Genomic DNA, 16,453 nt, shown 5'->3' on the forward strand with positions numbered 1-16,453 from the left:
CAAGCGCGGCCCATGATCAAGGCCGAGTGGGCAGGAGTCACAGCACCCCGGCGGCTGAGCGGATCACCAGGCCGGTGCCGAGGAGGACCACCATGGCGGCGGTGCCGGTGGGGGCCAGGCCCGAGAGGCGGGCGGCGAGTTTCATGCCGGAGGCGGCGCGGCGCTCCAGGCGGTCGGCGAGTTTGACGAGCAGCAGGCCGGTGGCGGTGAGGGTGGCGGCCATGCCGAGGCCGTAGGCGGTGACGAGGGCGATGCCGAACCAGGTGCGGCCCAGGGCGATGGCGCCGAGCAGGACGATGAGGGCTGACGGGCTGGGCACGAGGCCGCCCGCGACGCCCAGGCCGATCAACCCGGCGCGACGGCTGCGGTGGGGGCGGCTCCCCTGGGGGTCGCCATCGTGACCGGCGTCGTGGTCAGCGTCGTGCTCATGCCCGTGCTCATGCCCGTGCCCGTGCCCATGTCCGTGGCCGTGCCCATGACCGTGCCCATGACCGTGCCCGTGCCCATGTCCGTGCCCATGACCGTGCCCATGCCCATGCCCATGCCCGTCGAGGCCGTGGCCGCGGAGGGCGGACCAGAGGAGGCGGGCGCCGATGACGACGATGAGCGCCCCGCTGGCCACCCCCAGCCACCCCAGCACCGACTCCCCGGCCAGCGAGCTGGCCACCGTGAGGAGCACGCCCACCGCCAGCACCCCGGCCGTGTGCGTGACCGTCACGGTGGCGCCGACGACGAGGGCGTCGCGGGGGCGGCCGCGGCGGCCGGCGAGGTAGGCGGCCATGACCGTCTTGCCGTGCCCCGGGATGAGCGCGTGCCCAGCCCCCAGCACGGCGGCGAGGGCGATGGCGAGCAGGCCGAGGGGCACGGTGAGCGTGTCGGCGCCGATGAGGCCGGTGAAGACGCTGTCGATGTAGGTGAACAGGTCGCCGAGGAACCAGCCGGAGGGCAGCGAGGGAGCGGCGGCGGCCGACGAGGGGGCGCCGGTCACGCTGATGGTGGCCGAGCGCTGGTCCAGGGGGGAGGAGAGCAGGTCGGCCGGGTAGGAGCGCAGCTCGTCGCTGATGCTCGCCGAGGGCAGCGGGGCGCCGTTCGAGGTCGCCTGCCGTACGAGGGGGCCGCCGACCACGATCTCGCGCCAGCCGATGCGCTCCTGCTCGAAGGCGTCGGTGAACTCGATCGTGGACGCGGGCCGTACGGAGGCGACGAGGGAGCAGGTGAGCCGGGAGGTCTCCAGGCCGCCCTGGCCGGGCTGGTAGGAGAACGACGCGTCGGCCACCCGCCACGGCACCGGGGTGCCGTCGATGACGAGGCGCTGTGCGGAGGCGAGCGTGGCGCACTGCTCGGCGGCGGGGCGCGCGGTGGGCCTGCCCTGGAGGGTCGGCAGTTCGGCGGCGTCGACCACGGCGGTGTTCTCGACGCGGTCGGCGAAGACCCGCAGGCCGTTGTAGTGGTTGACGGTGAAGTTGCCCAGCGGGTGCGCCAGCACGAGGGCGACGAGCAGCATTCTCATGAGAACCTCGCGAGCGCGGGCAGGGCGGGGTCGAAGGTCGGGTTGTAGGTGCGGGCGAGCGATGTGCCGCGCAGGCCGAGGGCCTGTTCGATCTCGGCCCGGTGGTGGTGCAGGAGGGCGTTGCGCCAGCCGGTCGCGGTGGCCTGTTTCGCGTACGGCAGAGCCTCGCGCGAGCGGCCCGCCCGGTGAAGCGCCCAGGCGAGCGCGTCGGCGGCGACGGGATTGGGGTTGCGCCCGAACTCGGCGCGCGCGTGCCGTACGGCCAGCGCCGGGTCGCCGTGGTCGGCCTCGAACTCGGCCAGGGTCAGGTCGTCGAGCACTCCGGATTCGGTGGCCAGACGCTGCTGGGCGCGCAGGAGGGTCCAGTCGGGGGCGAGCCCGGCCTTGATGCGCACCTCGCCGTACTCCACGAGGTACTGCGGCAGGGGCAGGCGCCCGACGACGGACTCGTAGAGGGGCAGCGCCGCCTTCAGGTCGCCGGACAGGGCGTGGGCGCGGGCCTGGCCGGCGATGGCCGGGGTGAAGGAGGGCATCGCCTGCAGCGCCTGGCCGTACCACTGCTGCGCCTGGGCGAGCTCGCCCGATCGCAGTGCCAGCTCGCCCAGGTAGAAGCGGCAGTAGGCGACGTCGGCCGGCTGGTAGGCGTCGGCGAGGGCGTATTCGAGGTGGCGCCGCGCGCCGGCGAGGTCGCCGCGGAGTTCGGCGGCGTAGGAGGCGCGGCTGAAGGAGGCCACGCCGGGGCGCAGGGCGATCATGCGCTCGATGGCCTGGCCGGCCCGGTCGTGGTCGCCGAGCTGGGTGCGGGCGTCGGCCAGGACGCCGAGGGCGGTGGTGCTGTAGGGGTTGGCGGCGACGGCCCGTTCGGCGAGCCGTACGGCCTGGGAGAAGTCGTGGCGGGCGGCGGCGAGGGCGGCGCCGGCGGTGAGCACCGCGTCGTCCTGGGGTGCCAGCCCGTTGGCCTTGATCAGGGCTTGTTCGGCCTTGGGGTAGAAGGCGGGGTTGCCGGTGATGCGGGCCTGTTCGAGGTGTTCGGTGGCGAGCCGGGCCCAGCCTCGGTAGTCGCCGGGCAGGCGCTGGAGGCGGGACTGGAGGGTTTCCGTGGTGCGGGTGGCCGCGCTCTGCTGGGGCGGCGCGGCCACGGTGGCGACGGTGAAGATCAGCGCCCCGGCCAGCACGACGCCGCCTGCCGCGATGAGGACACGCATGAGCTGAACTCCTTCGGACGGAACGGGGGGACGGCGGGCTCCAGGGAGACGAGGGAAGGAGCCCGCCGAGTTCTGCTGCGGCCTTACTTGGCTCCGGCGGTGTTCACGCCGGAGTTCGAGGGCAGGGCCATGTACGGGAACGTCGAGCCGAACGGCTTGTCGTTGGCGTCGACCTTGTCGGTCAGCGCGGGCACGAGCTTGCCGGAGGTCGCGGCGCCGGCGAGCGCCTGGAGCTCGATGTCGAGCACGTCGTCGGCCAGGCGGCGGCCGTTCGGGAAGCCCTGCAGGTCACCGGCGAGGACGCCGAGCCGGTTGGGGTCCTTCGAGGGCGGGATCGACATGTTGAGTCGCAGCATCTCGGCGGGACGCAGCTTGCCCGCGTCCTTGTTGAGCGTCTGCGAGTTCAGGTCGGCCATGATCGGGCCGTTGCCCTTGGCGATGCCGGTCAGGAAGATCTCGACCAGGTCGTTGCGCGGGGTGGCGGGCGCCTTGATGCCGTAGATGGCCTCCAGGAGCTTGGGCACCTCGGGCTCGGTGACGCGCTTGACGACGGCGGGGACGTCGGCGTCCTTGTGCGGGGGCAGCGCGTTGAAGGCGTCCTTCAGCCCTGCGGGCACGACGACCTCGTTGACCAGCGGGTTGCCCAGGCGGGAGACCTGGACGTAGCCGTTCGGCGTCCACTTGTCGACGGTGGTCCACACGCCGATGACCGGGTTGCGCTTGACGTCGCCCTTGAGGGCCAGGTCCTTGGCGGGCACCTGCACGCCCAGCGTGCTGATGTTGTAGCCGCGGACGCTGTCCTGGCCGACCTCGGACAGGTTGCCGCCGTAGAGCAGGTCGAAGACGCGCAGGTCGAGGAAGAAGGCGTCGTCGGACTGCCCGGCGTAGGTCTTGCCGCCGCCCGGCAGGTTGCGGATGGCCTGGTTCCTCAGGGTGCCGTAGTCGGGGATGGAGGCGGGTCCCACGTTGCTGGGGGCGGCGATCGCGTTGTTGATGAGCGTCTGGGTGCCCGACTCGGTGATGCGCTTGAGCGTGTAGCGCTGCTTGTAGAGCAGGTTCTCGTCGTCGAGCGAGGTCACGGGGCCGTTGTTGTACAGGAACGTGGTGTTGCCGCGCTTGTCGTCGTCGCGGAAGGTCCACTGGTAGCTGATGTCGGGCTTGGCGTCACCGTCGTTGTCGATCCTGATGTAGTACCGCGAGCGGGTGTCCCAGGTGTAGAAGTTGGGGCCGCCGTTGGGCTCCTGGAAGGGGAGCCAGTTGCCGAGCAGGGTGACGGTGTCGGGCTTGTCGGGGCTGACGAACGCGTAGACGTCGGTGTCGTCGTTGCGCGGGTCGCCCGCGATCATCGGGGCTTCGCGGTGTGAGGAAGCCGTGCCGGTGTCGGGCCGGAGGAAGGCGAGCGAGGAGGCGGTCAACGCCACCGCGACGCCTAGCCCGACTACTGTGCGCCGGTTGATCCGGAGCTCCATGGTTGGGTCCTTGTCTCGTGACTGTCGGAGAGAAGAGGTTCCGGCCGGGTTCCTCGACGCTCTATTCGTCGCGAGTCGGCGAGCGGATTGCGTCTCCTTCCCAGGGAGTAGAAGTCAACTTTGGTTGACATACTTAGGTCGTCAATTTAGGTTGACCGGTGTAGAACCCGATCCCTGAAACGTTGGAGCAGGCATGAGTCAGGAACGCCCCGAGGGCACCGTCGACCCCGGGCCCAAAGCCCCCCTGCGTGACTTGTTCGCCTATCTGCGCCCCCATCGCACGATCCTCGTGGTGGGCGGCCTGCTGTCCGTGCTCGGCTCGGGGGCGGCGCTGGCCATCCCCCAGGTGGCCGAGTACATCGTCAACGCCTTCGGCTCCGGCGAACCCGTCGGCGGGTTGCTGATCGGGTTGACGGTCGCCGTGATCGTGGGTGCGGCGATCATGGCCTTCGGCGGCTACATCATGGAACGCACCGGTGAGGGCATCGTCTACGACGCCCGCCGCAAGCTGGTCGACCGCATGTTCCGCCTGAAGGTCGCCGACGTCGACCGGCTCAAGCCCGGCGACCTGCTGTCGCGGGTGACGGGTGACACCACCCTGCTGCGCACGGTGCTGACCAACGGCCTCATCGAGTCGATCGGCGCCTTCTTCATGCTCATCGGCGCGATCGTGCTGATGGCGCTGAAGGACGGCGTGCTCTTCCTGGTCACCCTGCTGGTGCTGGTCGTGGTCGGCGGCATGGTCGCCACGCTGATGCCGCGCATCCAGAAGGCCCAGTTCAAGGCGCAGGAGGCGGTCGGCGACATGGGCGCGGTCCTGGACCGGGCGCTGCAGGCCTACCGCACGGTCAAGGCCAGCGGCGTGGAGGAGCGCGAGATCGCCATCGTCGGCGACGCCGCGGAACGGGCACGCAAGCGCGGCGTGCAGGTCGCCGTCTGGGGCTCCCTGGCGGGCGTCTCCACCTGGGTGGCCTTCCAGATCGCCTTCGTGGCGGTCTTCGCCATCGGCGGCGCGCGGGTGGCGTCTGGGGCGCTGGAGGTGGCAGAGCTGATCGCCTTCTTCCTCTACCTGTTCTTCCTGGTCATGCCCATCGGCCAGCTCGTGCAGGGCGCCATCCTGGTCCAGAACGGCCTGGCCGCGCTGCAGCGCATGAAGGAGGTCGAGGACCTTCCCGCCGAGGAGACCGGCGTCGCCGTCGGTACGGCTTCGCACGAGCCCGTCGGGTTGACCTTCCGCGACGTGCACTTCCGCTACGGCGACGACAGGCCGACCGTGCACAACGGCGTCAGCTTCGAGGTGCCGCCCGGCGGCCTGACCGCCCTCGTCGGGCCCTCCGGCGCGGGCAAGTCCACGGTCTTCGCCCTGCTGGAGCGCTTCTACGAGCACCAGGAGGGCACGATCACGGTCGGCGGGCGCGACATCCGCGACTGGCCGCTGAACGACCTGCGCGCCTCGTTCGGCTACGTCGAGCAGGACGCGCCGGTGCTGGCGGGCACGCTCAGGGAGAACCTGCTCTTCGCCGCGAACGGCGCCTCGGAGGAGGAGCTGACCCGGGCCATCAGGCGCACCAGGCTCGACGACCTGGTCTCGCGCCTGCCCGACGGACTGGAGACCGCGGTCGGCCACCGGGGCGTGCTGCTGTCGGGCGGCGAGCGGCAGCGGGTGGCCATCGCCAGGGCGCTGCTGCGCAAGCCGCGCCTGCTGCTGCTCGACGAGGCGACCTCGCAGCTCGACGCGGTCAACGAGCTGCGCCTGCGCGAGGTGATCGCCGAGGTGGCGGCGGAGACCACGGTGCTGGTGATCGCGCACCGGCTGTCGACCGTGACCAATGCCGACCGCATCGTGGTGATGGAGGGCGGCACCGTGCGGGCCGTCGGCACCCACGACGAGCTGGTGGGGGAGGACGACCTCTACCGCGAGCTGGCCGCGACCCAGTTCCTGACCGCCTGACGACCCAGGGCCGCCTCTGCGTGTAATCTGCCTTTGAATAGGTTCATTCACGAAGGGGTGGCCATGAGCCGGACCGTCAGAGCACCACGCGGCACCACGCTGACCGCGAAGGGCTGGCCTCAGGAGGCCGCCCTGCGCATGCTCCAGAACAACCTCGACCCCGAGGTCGCCGAGCACCCCGAGCAGCTGGTCGTCTACGGCGGCTCGGGCAAGGCGGCACGCGACTGGCCGTCGTTCGACGCGCTGGTGCGCACCCTGACCACGCTGGAGGGCGACGAGACCCTGCTGGTGCAGTCGGGCCGCCCGGTCGGCGTGTTCCGCACCCACGAGTGGGCGCCGCGCGTGCTCATCGCCAACTCCAACCTGGTGCCCGACTGGGCCAACTGGGAGGAGTTCCGCCGGCTGGAGGCGGCCGGGCTGACCATGTACGGGCAGATGACCGCCGGTTCGTGGATCTACATCGGCACCCAGGGCATCCTGCAGGGCACCTACGAGACCTTCGCCGCCGTCGCCGACAAACGGTTCAACGGCACCCTGGCCGGCACGATCACGCTGACCGCGGGCCTCGGCGGCATGGGCGGCGCCCAGCCGCTGGCCGTCACCATGAACGGCGGCGTCGCGATCTGCATCGACTGCGACCCGCGCAGCGTCAGGCGCCGCATCGAGCACCGCTACCTCGACGTCGAGGCCGCCAGCCTCGACGAGGCGCTGCGCCTGGCCTACGAGGCCCGCGACCAGCGCCGGCCGCTGTCGATCGGCGTGGTGGCCAACGCGGCGCAGGCGCTGCCCGAGCTGCTGGCCAAGGGCGCCGAGATCGACATCGTGACCGACCAGACCTCGGCGCACGACCCGCTCATGTACCTGCCGGTCGGGGTGGCCTTCGACGACATGGCCGCCGAGCGCGAGAAGGACCCCGCCGGGTTCACGCAGAAGGCGCGCGAGTCGATGGCCACCCACGTCGAGGCCATGGTCGGCTTCCTCGACGCGGGCGCGGAGGTCTTCGACTACGGCAACAGCATCCGCGGCGAGGCGCAGCTCGCGGGCTACTCCCGGGCCTTCGCCTTCCCCGGCTTCGTGCCCGCCTACATCCGGCCGCTGTTCTGCGAGGGCAAGGGCCCGTTCCGCTGGGCGGCGCTGTCGGGCGACCCGGCCGACATCGCCAGGACCGACAAGGCGATGCTGGAGCTGTTCCCCGAGAACGAGCCGCTGGCGCGCTGGATCCGCATGGCGGGCGAGCGGGTGCACTTCCAGGGTCTGCCCGCGCGTATCTGCTGGCTCGGGTACGGCGAGCGGCACCTGGCGGGCGAGCGCTTCAACGACATGGTGGCCTCGGGCGAGCTGCGGGCGCCGATCGTGATCGGCCGCGACCACCTCGACTGCGGTTCCGTCGCCTCGCCGTACCGCGAGACCGAGGGCATGGCCGACGGCTCCGACGCCATCGCCGACTGGCCGCTGCTGAACGCGATGCTCAACACCGCCTCCGGCGCCGCGTGGGTCTCCATCCACCACGGCGGCGGGGTCGGCATCGGGCGCTCGATCCACTCCGGCCAGGTCACCGTCGCCGACGGTACGGCGCTGGCGCGCGAGAAGGTCAGCCGGGTGCTCACCAACGACCCGGGCACCGGCGTGATGCGTCATGTGGATGCCGGGTACGACGAGGCCATAGAGGTGGCGGAGAATCGAGGGGTGCGCATCCCGATGCGCGAGTCCTGAGAAGGCGGGTGGGTGATGGGCGGGCTCGGCGGGCTCCTCGACGGGGTACGGCTGTCGCCCGCCCAGCGCAGGATCGCCCTCTACCTCTCCGAACACCTCGACGAGGCGATCTTCCTGTCCAGCGTGGAGCTGGCCGAGCGGGCCGGCGTCAGCCAGCCGTCGGTGACGAGGTTCGCCGTGGCCCTGGGTTTCGCCGGCTATCCGGAGCTGCGCCAGGCGCTCAGACCCCTGGTGCTGGGCCGTACGGCGGGCGAGCCCGGGCTGATCGAGAGCGCGATCGACGGCGAGATCCGCAACCTCGGCCTGCTGCGCTCCCGCCTCGACGGCGCTCCTGCCGTGGAGGCCGGGCACGGCCAGGCGCCGCCGCCGCCGCTGCGGATCAAGGAGGCCGGTGAGGCGCTGGCCGCGGCGGACCCGCTGCCGATCTTCGGTCTGCGGGTCTCGGCCGGGCTGGCCACCACGCTCGGCTACTACGCCAGGCTCATCCACCCCGACGTGCGGTTGTTCACCCACGGCGGCTCCGAGCTGCTCGACGGCCTGCGCATCGTGCAGCGCGCGGGCGCGCAGTGGGTGCTCGCCGTGGTGCTGCCGCGCTATCCCGCCGAGTCGATCCAGGCGCTGGAGTACGCCGACAAGCTGGGGCTCAGGCGTGTGGTGATCACCGACCGGCCGGGCCTGCCCGCCGACATCACGCTCGACGCGCCGGTCGGCGACCGGCTGGTCTTCGACTCGCACGCAGCCCCGCTGGCGGTGGCCATGGCCCTGGTGGAGGCCATGGCCGACGCGGCGCCGCTGCGCACCCAGGCCCGGCTGGAAGACTACGAACGTTCCTCCGACGAGGCGGGCATCTTCCTACCCGGCGAGCCGCCGTAGCCCGCGCACCGACCACGAGATCGTCAGCGCGGCCAGGCCCAGCATGATGACGAAGCCGAGCAGCACGTTGAAGTCGCCGAAGTCGCCGGCGAACAGCGCCCTGCCCGCCTCGGTCGGGTGGTAGAAGGGCGTGAACCAGGCGACCTTCTCCAGCCAGGCGGGCCCGTAGGCCATCGGCAGCAACGCTCCGGACAACAACATCAGCGGCAGCATGACGAACTGCATGATCGAGCCCATGGCGTTCTCGTCCTTGGTCGCCAGCGCCAGGCCGTAGGCGGCTCCGGCGGCCATCAGCCCGGTCGCCACCATCAGCAGCAGCATCAGCAGGAGCGCGACCACGCCGATCCGCATGCCGAGCACGAACCCGAGCACCAGGAAGACCGCCGACTGCACCAGCAGCATCACGGTGTCGCGCAGCATGCGGCCCAGCAGGATCGACGGACGCGAGGCGGGGCTGACCGCCAGACGCTCCAGCACCCCGGACTTCAGCTCCATGATGGTGCCGTAGCCCGCGGTGAAGGAGCTGAAGAGCGCCGTCATGACGAGCATGCCGGGCGCGAAGACGTCGAGTGCCTTGCCCATGTCGCCGTTGAAGGCCTGCCCGGCGAAGAGCGGGGCGAACAGCAGCAGGTAGAGCACCGGCTGCATCAGCCCCAGGAGCGGCCAGACCGGGTTGCGCATGAGCGCGCGCATCTCGTAGCCGAAGAACAACCAGGTGTCGCGGATCATGATTCTGCTCCGGTGTCACGCAGCGAACGGCCGGTCTTGGCCAGGAAGACGTCGTCCAGGGTCGCGCTGGTCATGGCGATGGACTTGATCTGGAGCTGCCGCTCCTCCAGCGTGCGCAGCAGCGAGGGCAGGGTGTGCTCGCCGTCGTCGACGTAGACGCGCAGCAGGTCGTCGTCGACGCGGGTCTCCTTGGCGTACGGCGCGAGCACCTCGGCTCCGCGCCCGAGGTCGTCCAGGCGCAGCGAGATCACATCGCCCTGGATCTGCCGCTTGAGCTCGGAGGCGGTGCCCTCGGCCACGATCACGCCGTGGTCGACGATCGCCAGCCGGTCGCACAGGGCGTCGGCCTCCTCCAGGTAGTGCGTCGACAGCAGCACGCTGGTGCCCTGCTCGCGAAGTTCGGCGATGCGGTCCCAGAGGTTGGCGCGGTTCTGCGGGTCCAGGCCGGTGGTGGGCTCGTCGAGGAAGAGCAGCGGCGGGCTGTGCACCAGGCCCAGGCCGATGGCCACGCGGCGCTTCTGGCCTCCCGAGAGGGTACGGGCGGGCCGGTCGGCGAACTCGACCAGGTCGAGGCGCTTGAGGACGCTCTCGACGGCGTTCTCGACGTCGGCGACGCCGTAGATCCTGGCGCCGAAGGTGATCTGGGCGCGGGGGCTGACGTTCTCGTCCACCCCGCCGGCCTGGCTGACGTAGCCCAGGCTGCGCCGTACCAGGCCCGGCTCCTTGAGCAGGTTGTGCCCGGCCACCGTGGCGGTGCCCGAGTCGGGGGTGATGAGGGTGGCCAGCATGCGGATGGTGGTCGTCTTGCCGGCGCCGTTGGGTCCGAGGACGCCGTAGATCTGGCCCTTGTCGACCTGCAGGCTGACCTCTTTGACCGCCTCGACGGTCTGGGTGCCTTTTCTGGATTTAGTGGTGAATGTCTTGCGCAGCTCTCGCGCGTCGATGATCATCGGGGGGATTCTCCTCTTGGTTAGGGGAGTTCTTCGTCCTCGACTCGTTTGACCGCCTGCAGGCACCAGGCCAGCTGGTTCTCGAGCATGCCGACGGTCAGCCGCAGGTTCTCGTCGATGTGCCGCGGGGCGCCGTACGCCTGTTTGCCGCCGAAGGCACGCTTGCACATCTCGACGGACAACTCCAGTTGTTTGATGCGCGCCCGCAGCGCTCCCAGCAGCTCCGGGCGATCGAGCCGGTCCATGAAGGTCAGCGACACCTGGAACGGGTCGACGATCGGCTGGATCTCGTACCAGCTCGTCAGCAGCATGCGGTGGAACTCAAGGCGGCCCAGCTGGGTGATGCCGTAGACGGTCTTGCCCGCCTTGCCGCGCTCGACGATCTCCAGCAGGCCCTCCTCCGCCATCCTGCCGAGGCCGTGGTAGATCGAGCCGAAGGCCACGTTGGCCCAGCTGTCGGCGCCCCACAACTCCAGCGTCTGGCGCACCCGGTAGCCGGTGAGCGGCTCGTCGAGCAGGGTGCCGAGGATCAGCAGGCGCGTCGAGGACATACTCAAATTTGAATACAAACTTGAGTATGATGTCAACCGTGAAGACCGCACTGATCACCGGAGCCTCCCGCGGCGTGGGCGCCGCCCTGGCCCGCGCCCTGGCGCCCACCCACCGGCTCGTCCTCGGCGGCCGTGACCGCGCCGCGCTCGACGCCCTCGCCGGGCAGCTGCCCGCCGCCGTCGCCTGGCCCGTGGAGCTCACCTCGGTCACCGAGGCCGACCTGCCCGAGCTCGACCGGCTCGACGTGCTGGTGCACAGCGCGGGCGTGGTGCGCCTGGGCTCCGTCGCCGACACCCCCGCGCAGGTCTGGCGCGACACCTACGAGGTCAACGTGGTCGCCGTCGCCGAGCTGACCCGGCTGCTGCTGCCGGCCCTGCGCGCCGCCTCCGGCCACGTGGTCTGCGTCAACTCGGGTGCCGGGCTCAACGCCAACCCCGGGTGGGGCTCCTACGCCGCCTCGAAGTTCGCCCTGCGCGCCTTCGCCGACGTGCTGCGGCACGAGGAGCCGGGGCTGCGGGTGACGACGGTCTACCCCGGCCGCATCGCCACCGACATGCAGCGCTCGGTGCGCGAGCAGGAGGGCGAGGCGTTCGAGCCGTCCAACTACCTGGAGGTGGAATCGGTGGCCAGGGCGATCGTGGCCGCGCTGGAGGCGGGGCCCGACGCGCACCTCACGGACCTGACGCTGCGCCCGCGCCCGCGGTCCTGACCTCCGTGGCGGGCGTGTGAACTTCCCGGTGAATGAAGTCATTCACTACAGTGGGATCCATGCTCGAAGACCTGGCCCGCATCGGGCTCGACCCCTCGACCGGTGGCTACCTGCGTGACGCCTGGTCGGCCGCCGACCTGACCCTGCGCGAGTGGTTCCGCGACCAGGCCGCCCAGCGCGGCCTGGACCTGCACGAAGACCGCAACGGCAACCTGTGGGCCTGGTGGGGCGACTCCTCGGGCGAGCCCGGCGTGGTCACCGGCAGCCATCTCGACTCGGTGCGGCAGGGCGGCGCGTTCGACGGGCCGCTCGGCGTCGTCTCCGCCTTCCAGGCGGTCGACCTGCTCAGGGAGCGGGGTTTCACCCCTTCCAAGCCGATCGGCGTCGCCTGCTTCACCGACGAGGAGGGCGCGCGTTTCGGGGTGCCGTGTATGGGGTCGCGGCTGCTGACGGGCGTGCTCGACCCCGAGCGGGCCCGCGGCCTGGCCGACGACAACGGCGACCGGCTCGGCGAGGTGCTGGCCAGACAGGGACGCAACCCCGGGGAGCTGGGAGCCGACCCCGAGACGCTGGCGCGGATCGGGGTGTTCGTCGAGCTCCACGTCGAGCAGGGACGCGGACTGGCCGACCACGACTGCCCCGTGGGCGTCGCGTCGGCGATCTGGCCGCACGGGCGCTGGCGCTTCGACTTCCGCGGCCAGGCCAACCACGCCGGGACCACGCGGCTGGAGGACCGCGACGACCCGATGCTCGCCTACGCGGCCAAGGTGCTGGCCGCGCGGGAGGCGGCGGTCAAGCACGGCGTGGTGGCGACCTTCGGCAAGCTGCGGGTCTCGCCCAACAACGCCAACGCCGTCCCCGGACTGGTGTCGGCCTGGCTCGACTCGCGCGGCGCGGGCGAGGCCGAGGTGCGCGCGCTGGTCGCCGAGCTGTCCGAGGGAGCCACCGTCAGCGAGGAGTCGTGGACTCCCGTCGTCGACTTCGACGTCGCCCTCAGGGAGCGGGTGGCGGTCGCCGCCCACCGAGCGCTCGGCGCGCCGGGCGGCCCGGGCATGATGGTGCCCGTGCTGCCGACCGGCGCCGGGCACGACGCCGGGATCCTGGCGGGGGCCGGAGTGCCGAGCGCGATGCTTTTCGTCCGCAACCCGACGGGTATCTCCCACTCTCCTGAGGAACACGCCGAGCAGGCCGACTGCGAGGCGGGCGTCGCCGCGCTGGCGGGCGTGCTCGAGGAGTTGTGCCGATGACGACGTACTGGTGCGAATACGCGTGGCTGCCCGACGGGCCGTCGCAGAGCGTGCTGATCGAGGTCGAGGGCGCGCGAATCATCCAGATCGGCCAGGGAGCGCAGGGCGGCGCGGAGAAACTGGCGGGCCTGACGATCCCCGGCCTGGCCAACGCCCACTCCCACGCCTTCCACCGGGCGCTGCGCGGCCACACCCAGGCGGGCAAGGGCGACTTCTGGACCTGGCGCGACCAGATGTACTCCATCGCGGCCAAGCTCGACCCGGATTCGTACCTGAACCTCGCCAGGGCCGTCTACGCCGAGATGGCGCTGGCCGGCGTCACCTGCGTAGGCGAGTTCCACTACCTGCACCACGGCCCCGGCGGCGTGCCGTACCACGACCCCAACGAGATGGGCCACGCGCTCGTGCGGGCCGCGCGCGACGCGGGGCTGCGCATGACGCTCCTCGACACCTGCTACCTCACCGGAGGCGTCGGCACGGCGCTGTCCGGTGCGCAGGTCAGGTTCGGCGACGGTACGGCGGAGCGGTGGGCGGTCAGGGCGGACGGGCTCGCGGCCGCCTACCGGGGACAGCCCGACGTCGAGATCGGCGCCGCCATCCACTCGGTCCGCGCGGTGCCGCCCGAGCAGATGCACGTCGTCAGCGAGTTCTCCCACCGCCACGCCGCTCCGCTGCACGCCCACGTCAGCGAGCAGCGCGCCGAGAACGACGCGTGCGTGCGCATGTACTCGGCCACGCCGGTACAGCTCCTGCACGAGCACGGCGCGCTCGGCCCGCGCTCCACGGCGGTGCACGCCACCCACCTGACCGAGGTCGACGTGCACCTGCTCGGCCACTCGCGCACCGCGGTGTGCATGTGCCCGACGACCGAGCGCGACCTGGCCGACGGCATCGGGCCCGCCCGCACACTGTTCGAGCACGGCTCGCCGATCACGCTGGGCTCCGACAGCCACGCGGTGATCGACCTGTTCGAGGAGGCGCGGGCGGTCGAGCTGAACGAGCGGCTCGCCTCGGAGAAGCGCGGCCACTGGCCCGCCGCCGAGCTGCTGGCCGCCGCCACCTCGGCCGGTCACGCCTCGCTCGGCTTCCCCGACGCCGGGATGCTGGTGCCGGGCGCCTGGGCGGACCTGGTGTCCGTGCGCCTGGACTCGGTCCGTACGGCGGGCGCGGGAGGGGCCGAGGCGGTGGTCTTCGCGGCGACGGCGGCCGACGTGCACAGCGTGGTGTCGAGCGGCCGCCGGATCGTCGAGGACGGCCGCCACAGTCAAGGAGACGTCGGCCAGGCGCTGGCCGAAGCGATTGGAGCCCTCAGGTGAGCCTGCTCATCGACAACATCGGCCTGCTGTACACCGGCGACCCCGAGCGCGAGGAGCTCACCGGCGCGGCGGTCGTCATCCAGGACGAGCGCATCGCGTGGGTGGGAGAGCCGGGCAAGGCCCCGGAAACCGACGAGCGCCACGACGCCGAGGGACGGGCCGTGATCCCCGGCTTCGTCGACAGCCACGCCCACCTGGTCTTCGCCGGTGACCGCACGGCGGAGTTCAACGCCCGCATGTCCGGCCAGAGCTACACCGCGGGAGGCATCCGCACCACGGTCGCGGCCACCCGCGCCGCCTCCGAGGAGGCTCTCGGCACGCGCATGCGGGCGCTGGTCGAGGAGATGCGCGCCCAGGGCACCACCACCGTCGAGATCAAGAGCGGCTACGGGCTCACCGTCGACGACGAGGCCAGGGCGCTGCGCCTGGCCCGGCAGGTCACCGAGGAGACCACCTACCTCGGGGCGCACGTCGTGCCGCAGGGGATCGAGGCCGACGACTACGTGCGGCTGGTGACCGGCGACATGCTCGCGGCCTGCGCGCCGTACGCGAAGTGGGTCGACGTCTTCTGCGAGCGCGGCGCCTTCGACGGCGACCAGACCAGGGAGATCCTCACCGCGGGGACGAAGGCGGGACTGCTGCCCCGGGTGCACGCCAACCAGCTCACCCAGGGGCCGGGCGTGCGCATCGCCGTGGAACTCGGCGCCGCCAGCGCCGACCACTGCACCCACCTGTCCGACGCCGACGTCGAGGCGCTGGCCTCGTCGAACACGGTGGCCACGCTGCTGCCCGGCGCGGAGTTCTCCACCCGGTCGCCCTACCCCGACGCCAGGAGGCTGATCGACGCGGGCGCCACCGTGGCCATCGCCACCGACTGCAATCCCGGTTCGTCGTTCACGTCGTCGATGGCGTTTTGTATCGCGCTCGCCGTACGGGAAATGAGAATGACGCCTTTGGAGGCGATCAGAGCGGCCACGTACGGCGGAGCCAGGGCGCTACGGCGTGACGACATCGGCATGATCCGCGCTGGCAACCGTGCTGACCTGGTCGTTCTTGACGCGCCGAGTTATGTGCATCTCGCATATCGCCCCGGAGTACCGATGATTAGGCGCGTTTTCTCCTCCTGAAGGAGGAGGCGGGAAACCATCCGATCGGCGTACTTCTTGGGGGAATCTTTGCCACGGGCCGGACGTTGCCGGGGTATAGAACGCAGCTGCGGGAACGAGGTGCCTGGGGATGGCAAGGCCTACGGGGAATCGCACGCAGGAGCAGGCGGTCGCGGATCGCGACCTGCTTGGGACCTACCTGGCCGAGATCGGGCGGGTCCCGTTGCTCAGTGCCGAAGAGGAGGTAGACCTGGCCAAGCGCATCGAGGCAGGGCTCTTCGCCGAGCAGATACTCGACAGCGGGGGCAGCGAGCCGCGCATCGGGGACGCCCTCGACGAGGAGCTCAACGCGCTGGCGGTGTCGGGGCAGCGGGCCAAGGACGAGTTCATCCAGGCCAACCTCCGGCTGGTGGTGGCGGTGGCGCGCAAGTACTCCGGGCGTGGCATGCCGCTGATCGACCTGGTCCAGGAGGGGAACCTGGGCCTGGTGCGCGCGGTGGAGAAGTTCGACTACCGGCGTGGGTACAAGTTCTCGACCTACGCCACGTGGTGGATCAGGCAGTCGGTGGGGCGGGCGATCCACGAGCAGGCGCGGCCGGTGCGCCTACCCACGCACGCCGGCGAGCAGATGACCCGGTTGATGCGGGTGCGGCGCGACATGCTGGCCGAGTTCGACGTGGAGCCGACCGACGACGATCTGGCCTCGGTGCTCGAGCTGCCGATCGAGCGGGTGCGCGAGCTGCGCCGCTGGGCCTCCGACCCGGTGTCGCTGCAGCTGGGCGTGGGTGACGAGGACGAGACCGAGCTGGGCGACATGATCGCCGACGAGACGTGGGCGGACCCGGAGCAGCAGGCGATCGACATCCTGGAGCGCGAGCGCCTCGACGAGTGGCTGCACGGGCTTGAGGGCGACACGAGCGAGATGCTGCGCTGGCGTTACGGGCTGGTCGACGGGCGCGAGCACACGCTGACGGAGGTCGGCGAGCGTTACGGCATCGGCCGTGACCGCGCGCGGCGCATCGAGCGCGACGCGCTGGCCAGGCTCAGGAAGATGGCCTCCTCGGCCGCCTGAGCATCACGACGCTCGAATACGCGGAGAGCCCCGCCCGATCCCGGGCGGGGC

Annotated in this window: 14 protein-coding genes; 8 read left to right on the forward strand and 6 right to left on the reverse strand. The window is 71.3% G+C overall.

Features of this window, described 5'->3' with window-relative positions; genetic code table 11:
- Positions 1-37: 37 nt before the first annotated feature.
- The 3 genes from HNR30_RS22630 to HNR30_RS22640 form a co-directional block, all read right to left on the reverse strand.
- Positions 38-1,510, reverse strand: a complete 1,473-nt coding sequence (locus HNR30_RS22630) for a nickel/cobalt transporter (RefSeq protein WP_220133815.1) — start codon at positions 1,508-1,510, stop codon at positions 38-40.
- The gene (locus tag HNR30_RS22635) at positions 1,507-2,715 is read right to left on the reverse strand and encodes a tetratricopeptide repeat protein (RefSeq protein ID WP_181611937.1); all 1,209 of its coding nucleotides are present in this window, start codon (positions 2,713-2,715) and stop codon (positions 1,507-1,509) included. The genes HNR30_RS22630 and HNR30_RS22635 overlap by 4 nt, the downstream gene beginning before the upstream one ends.
- Positions 2,716-2,798: 83 nt before the next feature.
- A complete protein-coding gene (locus HNR30_RS22640) occupies positions 2,799-4,184 on the reverse strand; it encodes a DUF4331 domain-containing protein (protein ID WP_181611938.1) in 1,386 nt (461 codons plus the stop codon).
- 193 nt (positions 4,185-4,377) lie between these two features.
- On the opposite strand from HNR30_RS22640, the gene HNR30_RS22645 reads away from it, so the two are divergent.
- The 3 genes from HNR30_RS22645 to HNR30_RS22655 all read left to right on the forward strand — a co-directional run bounded on the left by HNR30_RS22645 (position 4,378) and on the right by HNR30_RS22655 (position 8,721).
- The gene (locus HNR30_RS22645; RefSeq protein ID WP_181611939.1) at positions 4,378-6,135 is read left to right on the forward strand and encodes an ABC transporter ATP-binding protein; all 1,758 of its coding nucleotides are present in this window, start codon (positions 4,378-4,380) and stop codon (positions 6,133-6,135) included.
- A 63-nt stretch (positions 6,136-6,198) separates the two neighbouring features.
- Complete coding sequence (gene hutU, locus HNR30_RS22650) at positions 6,199-7,848, forward strand: urocanate hydratase (protein ID WP_220133816.1); 1,650 nt, start codon at positions 6,199-6,201, stop codon at positions 7,846-7,848.
- Positions 7,849-7,863: 15 nt separating this feature from the next.
- Positions 7,864-8,721 (forward strand): MurR/RpiR family transcriptional regulator, encoded by an 858-nt coding sequence (locus HNR30_RS22655; RefSeq protein WP_181612178.1) that lies wholly within the window; start codon positions 7,864-7,866, stop codon positions 8,719-8,721.
- Here the strand turns inward: HNR30_RS22655 and HNR30_RS22660 are convergent.
- Genes HNR30_RS22660 through HNR30_RS22670 form a run of 3 tightly spaced genes read right to left on the reverse strand, consistent with a single transcriptional unit; the run spans position 8,701 to position 10,951 of the window.
- Positions 8,701-9,450, reverse strand: coding sequence for an ABC transporter permease (locus HNR30_RS22660; protein ID WP_181611940.1), 750 nt, complete (start codon positions 9,448-9,450; stop codon positions 8,701-8,703). The genes HNR30_RS22655 and HNR30_RS22660 overlap by 21 nt on opposite strands.
- Positions 9,447-10,400, reverse strand: a complete 954-nt coding sequence (locus tag HNR30_RS22665; protein WP_220133817.1) for an ATP-binding cassette domain-containing protein — start codon at positions 10,398-10,400, stop codon at positions 9,447-9,449. The genes HNR30_RS22660 and HNR30_RS22665 overlap by 4 nt, the downstream gene beginning before the upstream one ends.
- A 20-nt stretch (positions 10,401-10,420) precedes the next feature.
- The gene (locus tag HNR30_RS22670; RefSeq protein WP_181611941.1) at positions 10,421-10,951 is read right to left on the reverse strand and encodes a PadR family transcriptional regulator; all 531 of its coding nucleotides are present in this window, start codon (positions 10,949-10,951) and stop codon (positions 10,421-10,423) included.
- A gap of 29 nt (positions 10,952-10,980) precedes the next feature.
- Between HNR30_RS22670 and HNR30_RS22675 the strand changes: the two genes are divergently transcribed.
- From HNR30_RS22675 to HNR30_RS22695, 5 genes are all read left to right on the forward strand, one after another.
- Positions 10,981-11,661, forward strand: a complete 681-nt coding sequence (locus HNR30_RS22675) for an SDR family oxidoreductase (protein ID WP_181612180.1) — start codon at positions 10,981-10,983, stop codon at positions 11,659-11,661.
- 59 nt (positions 11,662-11,720) lie between these two features.
- Positions 11,721-12,908, forward strand: a complete 1,188-nt coding sequence (locus HNR30_RS22680) for an allantoate amidohydrolase (RefSeq protein ID WP_181611942.1) — start codon at positions 11,721-11,723, stop codon at positions 12,906-12,908.
- Positions 12,905-14,224, forward strand: a complete 1,320-nt coding sequence (locus HNR30_RS22685; RefSeq protein ID WP_181611943.1) for a formimidoylglutamate deiminase — start codon at positions 12,905-12,907, stop codon at positions 14,222-14,224. The genes HNR30_RS22680 and HNR30_RS22685 overlap by 4 nt, the downstream gene beginning before the upstream one ends.
- On the forward strand, positions 14,221-15,351 hold the full coding sequence (hutI, locus tag HNR30_RS22690) for an imidazolonepropionase (RefSeq protein ID WP_181611944.1): 1,131 nt from the start codon (positions 14,221-14,223) through the stop codon (positions 15,349-15,351). The genes HNR30_RS22685 and hutI overlap by 4 nt, the downstream gene beginning before the upstream one ends.
- A 109-nt stretch (positions 15,352-15,460) precedes the next feature.
- Entirely contained in the window at positions 15,461-16,402 is a 942-nt protein-coding gene (locus tag HNR30_RS22695) for a sigma-70 family RNA polymerase sigma factor (RefSeq protein ID WP_181611945.1), read from the forward strand.
- The last annotated feature ends 51 nt before the right edge of the window (positions 16,403-16,453 follow it).

Origin of the sequence: Nonomuraea soli (assembly GCF_013761175.1) — a bacterium.
Classification (GTDB): domain Bacteria; phylum Actinomycetota; class Actinomycetes; order Streptosporangiales; family Streptosporangiaceae; genus Nonomuraea; species Nonomuraea soli.

Bases quoted from the DNA above. Each gene is read 5' to 3' on its own strand.
- HNR30_RS22630 (WP_220133815.1), bottom strand. From the start codon at position 1,510: ATGAGAATGCTGCTCGTCGCCCTCGTGCTGGCGCACCCGCTGGGCAAC.
- HNR30_RS22635 (WP_181611937.1), bottom strand. From the start codon at position 2,715: ATGCGTGTCCTCATCGCGGCAGGCGGCGTCGTGCTGGCCGGGGCGCTG.
- HNR30_RS22640 (WP_181611938.1), bottom strand. From the start codon at position 4,184: ATGGAGCTCCGGATCAACCGGCGCACAGTAGTCGGGCTAGGCGTCGCG.
- HNR30_RS22645 (WP_181611939.1), top strand. From the start codon at position 4,378: ATGAGTCAGGAACGCCCCGAGGGCACCGTCGACCCCGGGCCCAAAGCC.
- hutU (WP_220133816.1), top strand. From the start codon at position 6,199: ATGAGCCGGACCGTCAGAGCACCACGCGGCACCACGCTGACCGCGAAG.
- HNR30_RS22655 (WP_181612178.1), top strand. From the start codon at position 7,864: ATGGGCGGGCTCGGCGGGCTCCTCGACGGGGTACGGCTGTCGCCCGCC.
- HNR30_RS22660 (WP_181611940.1), bottom strand. From the start codon at position 9,450: ATGATCCGCGACACCTGGTTGTTCTTCGGCTACGAGATGCGCGCGCTC.
- HNR30_RS22665 (WP_220133817.1), bottom strand. From the start codon at position 10,400: ATGATCATCGACGCGCGAGAGCTGCGCAAGACATTCACCACTAAATCC.
- HNR30_RS22670 (WP_181611941.1), bottom strand. From the start codon at position 10,951: ATGTCCTCGACGCGCCTGCTGATCCTCGGCACCCTGCTCGACGAGCCG.
- HNR30_RS22675 (WP_181612180.1), top strand. From the start codon at position 10,981: ATGTCAACCGTGAAGACCGCACTGATCACCGGAGCCTCCCGCGGCGTG.
- HNR30_RS22680 (WP_181611942.1), top strand. From the start codon at position 11,721: ATGCTCGAAGACCTGGCCCGCATCGGGCTCGACCCCTCGACCGGTGGC.
- HNR30_RS22685 (WP_181611943.1), top strand. From the start codon at position 12,905: ATGACGACGTACTGGTGCGAATACGCGTGGCTGCCCGACGGGCCGTCG.
- HNR30_RS22695 (WP_181611945.1), top strand. From the start codon at position 15,461: ATGGCAAGGCCTACGGGGAATCGCACGCAGGAGCAGGCGGTCGCGGAT.